Source organism: Nonomuraea sp. NPDC047529, from assembly GCF_040642995.1.
GTDB lineage: Bacteria > Actinomycetota > Actinomycetes > Streptosporangiales > Streptosporangiaceae > Nonomuraea.
Map to the genome: position 1 here is coordinate 158591 of NZ_JBEYTJ010000024.1, position 6130 is coordinate 164720.

The window sequence follows — 6130 nt, forward strand, 5'->3', positions numbered from 1 at the left end:
TACACTCACCGCCCTCGCGTGGTCTCGTGCAGCAGTTCCTCGAACAACGCGCGGTAGTGCACCATGGCCTGCCGGAGCTCCTCGGTCGAGGCTTCCTTCCTGACCGCCCGCCCGCTGATCTCGTGGGCCGTCCTGTAGTGGTCGAGAGTGGCCGCGTGCCCGACGGACAGGTCGGACAGCCGCTGCTCGAAGTCGTCCGTGGGGTAGCCCCGTTCCGCCATCACCGAGGTGACGAGCTGGTCGGCCTCGGTGACCGCGAACCCGGGGGCGTCGACGAAACGCTCCTGGACCTCGGTCCACCGGTTGGCGTAGGTGTCGCGCGTCTCCTCAGGCAGCGGACGGATGTCGAGCTCGGAATGGCGCTGCTCGCGGGCGATGAGCTCCCGCTCGGCGTCACGCCGGTTGTCGCTCTCGGCCACCGTACGCTCGTACTCAGGGCCGAAACGTTCGCGGAGACGGCTGCGGCGTTGCTGCTGTAGCACGACAAAGCCCACTGCGGCGAGCGCCACCACCGCGACCACGACGACGGCCACCCAGATCAAGGTGGTCATTATGTTCGCCTCCGGTCTCTGTAATGAGACCTGCGACTGCCCACGATCAAGGCCGTCGAAACTCGCGTACTCAGTGAGCTGCGAGCCCTTTCCTGGCGGCCTCCAGCACCGTCGCGACGTGTGAGCCCGCCGGCGGCGCCGGGACCTCACTGAACCCTTCGGCCGCGTCGTACCGCACGTCGAGCCCCGCGTCCACGAGCCGCTGAGCCCACCGCAGAGCCGTGTTCAACCGCTCGGCCGCCGGCGGCTTCCCCTGCGCCGCCGCCGACAGGTTCCGCAGGTTCGTCGCCGGCCCGGACTGCGCGTGCACGCGCGCCAGCTTCCACGGGACGGCGGCACTGTGGTCGAGCATCGGCTTGGCCAGCCCCGCGGCCCGCTTGGCCTGCAGCACCCCGGACTCGGACACCCCGAAATGAGCGGCCAGTTCCTGCACGCTCATCCCGCCGGCCACCAGCCGCGCCAGCTCCGCCCGATCAACGCTCGGCCTCCGCCCCACCACGCCCTCCGCTCCCGCTTTCCGTGTACGCGCCTACCTCCGATGTGCGCTAAGGTTATGACGTCCCGCCCCGCAGGGGGCGGCCGACACAACCGGGACGTAGCGCAGCTTGGTAGCGCACTTGACTGGGGGTCAAGGGGTCGCAGGTTCAAATCCTGTCGTCCCGACCAGGTTTTAGCTGGTCGGTAAGGGTGTCACTCGAATGGGTGGCACCCTTTCGCATTGATGAGTGACTAACTGAGTGACTACCGGGCGAAGATCGTGTCCATTGCCGCAGCTCCTTGCAGGAGTACGGGGCGGATCTGCTTCCGGTAGACGGCTTCAGTGACTGCGGTCCCGCTGTGGCCGACGAGCCGGGCGATGTCCTCCAGGGGGACGCCCGAGTCGGAGAGCAGTGAGACGAAGCTGTGCCGCATCTCTCGGGGCGTCCAGTAGTACGCGGGCATTCCGGCATCCTTGACGATCTTCCGGAATGCTCGTCTGACGTTGTGGGCGTCGAGCGGTGTGCCGACGAGCGAGGCGAAGACGAGCCCGTGATCCTGCCACTTATCGCCCGCCGTCCTCTTGTCCTTTCGCTGCTGCTGCCTGTGTGCTTGGAGCGCTTCCACGCAGCGCTTGGGCAGCGCCAGTGATCTCCGCGAGCGCTTGGTCTTGGTGTCGCCTCCTTCACGTACTGAGCGCCACACGGCGATCCACGGCGGAACGTCCTTGTCCGGATCGCCGAGGAGATCGACCTCCTTCCAGGTGAGCGCCCGCAGCTCCTCCGTGCGGGCCCCGATCAGCAGCGACAGGACGATGTAGGCGTACAGGCGTGTGCCTTCGGCAGCGTCGAGGAGGGCGGTGGCCTGGTTGAGAGTGAGGGACTTGGACGGGCGGCCTTCCTTGCCCTCGGGGATCTCGCAGAGGCCCACGACATTGCGCTTCACCTTGTCGCGGGCCTGAGCGAACTTCACGGCGCGGTTCAGGCAGGAGTGGAGCAGCCGGACCGTGCGAGCGGCCAAGACCTTGGCCTTGCCAACGAGCCACCGATCCACGTCCTCGGCGCTCAGCTCGCGCAGCTTCCGGGCGCCCAGGTCGGGGACGATGTGCTTGTGGCACAGGGTCTGATAGTTCGTGACCGTGGTCTGGTTGCGGCCGTGCAGGCCGTAGGCGAGCCAGCTCGTCACGGCATCCGACACGGTGTAGTTCGCCGGGCCGCTGGCAAGCCCGTCCTCGTGGTCGCGGATGATCTCTTTGAGCTTGGCCTTGGCTTCGGTCTTGGTCCTGCCGCTGGCCTTCTTGACGATGCGCTTGCCCGCCGGAGTGTAGCCGACCGTGACTGAGGCGATCCAGCGTTGCCGGTTCTCGTCCCAGTGCAGGCCGCCGTCTCCTCGGCTGCGTCGTTCGGTCATGGAGCCTCCTGTTCGAGCAGGGAGATGTAGTCCTCTATGGCTGAGGCGGGGATGAGCCGGGTTCGTCCCTGGGTGACGGAGCGGAGCCGGCCGGAGCGCAGGAGTTCGTAGATCACGCTGCGGCTGAGGCTGAGCAGGTGCATGGCGTCGGTGACGCGGTAGAGCCGCCGGTCGTGGGCGGGGAGGGGTGGGGTCATTCATCCGCCTGCGCGGCCGCGATGTGGCGGGCGGTCTGGACGCGCTGGCGGATGTGTTCGGCCATGATCGCCTCGCCGGAGGTGTAGCCGATTCCGGCGAAGCGCCAGTGGCCCAGAACGAGGGTGGTGGCGTCGCCGAGGGCGGGCAGGCCGTGGCGTTCGCGGGCTTCGGCGGCGCGGTGGGCGGCGCGGGCGTTGCGCAGGTCGGTGAGGTTGAGGGAGTAGGCGCGGCTCTTGCTGGAGAAGTGGCCGCGGAAGCCGAGCATGTGCGCCCAGGGGCGGAGCCGCAGTGCCCGGAATTCGGGGCGTGCGCCCAGCTCCCAGCAGGTGCGGATGATGCGGCGGGCGTGGTCGGTGACGGGCAGGGCGTCCAGGGTGAGGCCGGGCTTGAGGCCGGTGCCGTGGCAGTGTCCGCAGGGAGTCATCGCGGTCAGTCGTCCGCGTCCGGTGCAGGCCCGGCAGGACAGGCGGTGGTCGACGGTGCCGGTGGCTTCGGCGCCCTTGGTGGCGTATTTGGCGATGTAGGAGGCGACGGCGCGTTCGCTGAGCCCGTCGGCGCGTGGGTCGAACAGGATGGGGCGGATGTCGAGTTGTTCGCCCCAGGTGAGGGTCCATCGGCCCAGGTCGCTGGGTGGCGTGGTGACGGTGACCTGTTGCGCGGCGGGTGGGATGGCCTGGGTGAGCAGGTGGTGGTCGGCCCAGTCGGGTGGTGGCTGGTGCGGTCCGGCGGGGCCGTCGAGGCGGATGATGGCGTGGAAGTGGATCAGGCCGCGCCGCTGGTACTCGGCGACCTTGGCGAACGACACCTTGACGTGTTGGGCGAAGGCGCGGCGGGTCATCCCGGCCTGGGTGGCCAGTTCTTGCCGGAGGGCGAGGGTGAAGCGGTGCCACAGTGCGCCCGCGTGTGCCTGCCAGAGCACTGCGCCGGTGTAGTCGTAGCAGTCGGGGCACAGGGGTTGGCCGAGGCGTTCGTCGTGGGGTTGGTGCCGATGGTGGCAGCCGATCGGGTTTCCGTGTTCGCATCGGGTGTCGTGCTTGCGGGGGCGGCAGGCGCGGCCGTCGCGGTGGGAGTGGACGGGGCCGAAGGAGGGCGCGGTCAGGGTGACGAACGCGCGGGGGTGTGCGCTGACCGTCTCCGGGATGCCCTTGCCGCCGGACAGGCCCGCCCGGATCAGGTGGAAGGTGTCGGCCTGGTAGGTCTGTGAGCAGGCCGGGCAGACCGAGGCCCGCCGGTTGCCGCAGGCCACCAGGAGATGTCCGGAAGGTTCACCGTCGGTGGTGTAGGCGTGCAGGACCTCGCCGGTGCCCGCGTCCACGATCGTGGACCCTCCGGCCAGGTGCACCGGGTGGGCGCATCCGCCCGTCGCCGCGACCATGGAGCGCCACCGCTCGTAGTCCGGGGCGTTGATCAGGCGGGCGAGATCGGCCATCCATTCCGTGCCGGATGTCTGCTCGTCGTGCCGTTCCTCCTTGCTCATAGGGCACCACCTCCTTGTTTGACGTCCTGTACTACAGGTTGACAGACATGGCGATGCACGTCAACCTGTAGTACAAGTAGTCCTGGAAGCTTTACCAAGGAAGGCGCAGCATGGAGACCACCGACGACAAGGACGCCCGCTGGCGCGTCATCGCCACCGACCTACGAGCCGCCATCCTCGACGGCCGCTACCCACCCGGCGGCGCACTGCCCAGCGAGCCCGAACTCGTCCGCAAGTACGACGTCTCCCGCCCCACCGTCCGCAAGGCCATCGACACCCTCGTCTCCGAAGGACTGGCCTACGTCATGCGCGGACGCGGCTCCTTCGTCCGCCCCATGCCCGAACGCCGCGCCATCCTCATCACCGACCGCGACCGGCCCGACCTCGCCGCCCCCGGCAACCACCCCGACGTGCAAGCCTTCGGCTGGGACCTCGCCCAACGTGACCGGGAAACCCCGCTGTTCATCGGCGAGAAGACCACCGCCAACCGCGACGTCGCGATCATGCTCAGCGTCCGGGCCGGCCACCCTGTCATCCACCGTCGCAGCATGTGGCACCGAGGACACACCGCCGTCATCCGCGGCGCATCGGCCCGCCTGGAGATCAACTCCTACACCAACGCCGACATGCTCCCCGACTGGGACGACCCCAAGCGCCACGCCCAGTACCGCAAGCGGCCCGGCTTCTTCTACCAGTCGCTCGTCCGTGAACACGGCCCCGTCCGATGGCTGACCCTCACCACCGCCCGTATCGCCTACGAAGACGAACGAGCCGCACTCGGTATGGACTACGCCGAAGCCGTCCTCATCATCCGCCGCACCATGGCCCACCCCAACGGCCATCCCATCGAAGTCACCGAGGTCAAAGCGCCCGCCAACCGCTACGAGATCGGCTACCACCACGAACTCGCCGACGACCCCGACATCGACTTCACACCCCAAGAACTCTCCGACAGCGGCATATCCCTCGTGGTCTAAAAGCGGTCGAACATCGGAATCGCGTCACAGTGACAGAGTCAACGTGCCACTGGCATGATCCGCTGTATGCATGCACGCGCATGGCTCAGCGCCGCAGGCCAATTCGTGAATCGCCCCGGGTTCGGTGGAGACTTGATCTCTTGAGAGGATCAAGTCCATGCCAGGTAAGTCTCCCTACCCCGCCGAGCTGCGCCGCCGAGCGGTGCGGATGGTCGCCGAGGTGCGGCCGGATTACCCGACCGAGTGGGCCACGATCAACGCGGTGGCGACCAAGCTCGGCATCGGCACCGCGGAGACACTGCGCACCTGGGTCCGCCAGGCCCAGATCGACGAGGGCAGCCGGCCCGGCCGCACCACGGATGAGTCGGCCGAGCTGAAGCGGCTGCGCCGGGAGAACGCCGAACTACGTCGCGCCAACGAGATTCTGAAGGCCGCCTCGGCTTTCTTCGCGGCCGAGCTCGACCGGCCACACACGCACTCGTGACCTTCATCGACCAGCACGCCGGCGTGTTCGGTGTCGAGCCGATCTGCCGTGTCCTGACCGAACACGGCTGCCCCATCTCCACCAGCACCTACTACGCCGCCAAGAACCGGCCACCCTCGCCGCGGGCGGTGCGCGACACCGAACTGGACGCCCACATACAACGCGTTCACGCCGACAACTACGGCGTCTACGGCACCCGCAAGGTCTGGCAGCAACTGCTGCGCGAGGGGCACCGGGTGGCCCGCTGCACCGTCGAGCGGCGGATGCGCGCGCTCGGCCTGCAGGGTGCGCGACGGGGCAAGAAGATCCGCACCACGACGCCCGATCCGAGCCATGCGCGGGCGGTCGACCGGCTGCGGCGCGACTTCACCGCCACCCGGCCGAATGCCACCTGGGTGGCCGACTTCACCCATGTGACGGCCTGGTGCGGCGTCGTCTTCGTCGCGTTCGTCGTCGACGTCTACTCCCGGGCGATCGTCGGCTGGGCCGCCTCGCTGAGCAAGCACACCACCCTCGTGCTGGACGCCCTGGACATGGCCCTGTGGCGGCGCGAGCG

6 protein-coding genes, 1 tRNA gene and 1 pseudogene are annotated in these 6130 nt (G+C 68.5%); 3 read left to right on the forward strand and 5 right to left on the reverse strand.

Annotation, left to right across the window (positions count from 1 at the left end; all coding sequences use genetic code 11):
* Positions 1-5: 5 nt before the first annotated feature.
* Positions 6-551, reverse strand: coding sequence for a hypothetical protein (locus tag ABZ815_RS32340; RefSeq protein WP_357704609.1), 546 nt, complete (start codon positions 549-551; stop codon positions 6-8).
* A 70-nt stretch (positions 552-621) separates the two neighbouring features.
* Positions 622-1050, reverse strand: coding sequence for a hypothetical protein (locus ABZ815_RS32345; protein WP_357704611.1), 429 nt, complete (start codon positions 1048-1050; stop codon positions 622-624).
* A 90-nt stretch (positions 1051-1140) separates the two neighbouring features.
* On the opposite strand from ABZ815_RS32345, the gene ABZ815_RS32350 reads away from it, so the two are divergent.
* Positions 1141-1217 (forward strand) — tRNA-Pro (locus ABZ815_RS32350).
* A 75-nt stretch (positions 1218-1292) separates the two neighbouring features.
* Here the strand turns inward: ABZ815_RS32350 and ABZ815_RS32355 are convergent.
* Genes ABZ815_RS32355 through ABZ815_RS32365 form a run of 3 tightly spaced genes read right to left on the reverse strand, consistent with a single transcriptional unit; the run spans position 1293 to position 4113 of the window.
* Entirely contained in the window at positions 1293-2438 is a 1146-nt protein-coding gene (locus ABZ815_RS32355; protein WP_357704613.1) for a tyrosine-type recombinase/integrase, read from the reverse strand.
* Complete coding sequence (locus ABZ815_RS32360) at positions 2435-2635, reverse strand: helix-turn-helix domain-containing protein (protein WP_357704615.1); 201 nt, start codon at positions 2633-2635, stop codon at positions 2435-2437. The genes ABZ815_RS32355 and ABZ815_RS32360 overlap by 4 nt, the downstream gene beginning before the upstream one ends.
* Positions 2632-4113 (reverse strand): replication initiator, encoded by a 1482-nt coding sequence (locus ABZ815_RS32365; protein ID WP_357704617.1) that lies wholly within the window; start codon positions 4111-4113, stop codon positions 2632-2634. The genes ABZ815_RS32360 and ABZ815_RS32365 overlap by 4 nt, the downstream gene beginning before the upstream one ends.
* A gap of 110 nt (positions 4114-4223) precedes the next feature.
* On the opposite strand from ABZ815_RS32365, the gene ABZ815_RS32370 reads away from it, so the two are divergent.
* A complete protein-coding gene (locus ABZ815_RS32370) occupies positions 4224-5090 on the forward strand; it encodes a GntR family transcriptional regulator (RefSeq protein ID WP_357704619.1) in 867 nt (288 codons plus the stop codon).
* Between the two features lie 157 nt (positions 5091-5247).
* A pseudogene (locus tag ABZ815_RS32375) lies at positions 5248-6130 on the forward strand (IS3 family transposase); the annotation flags it as partial.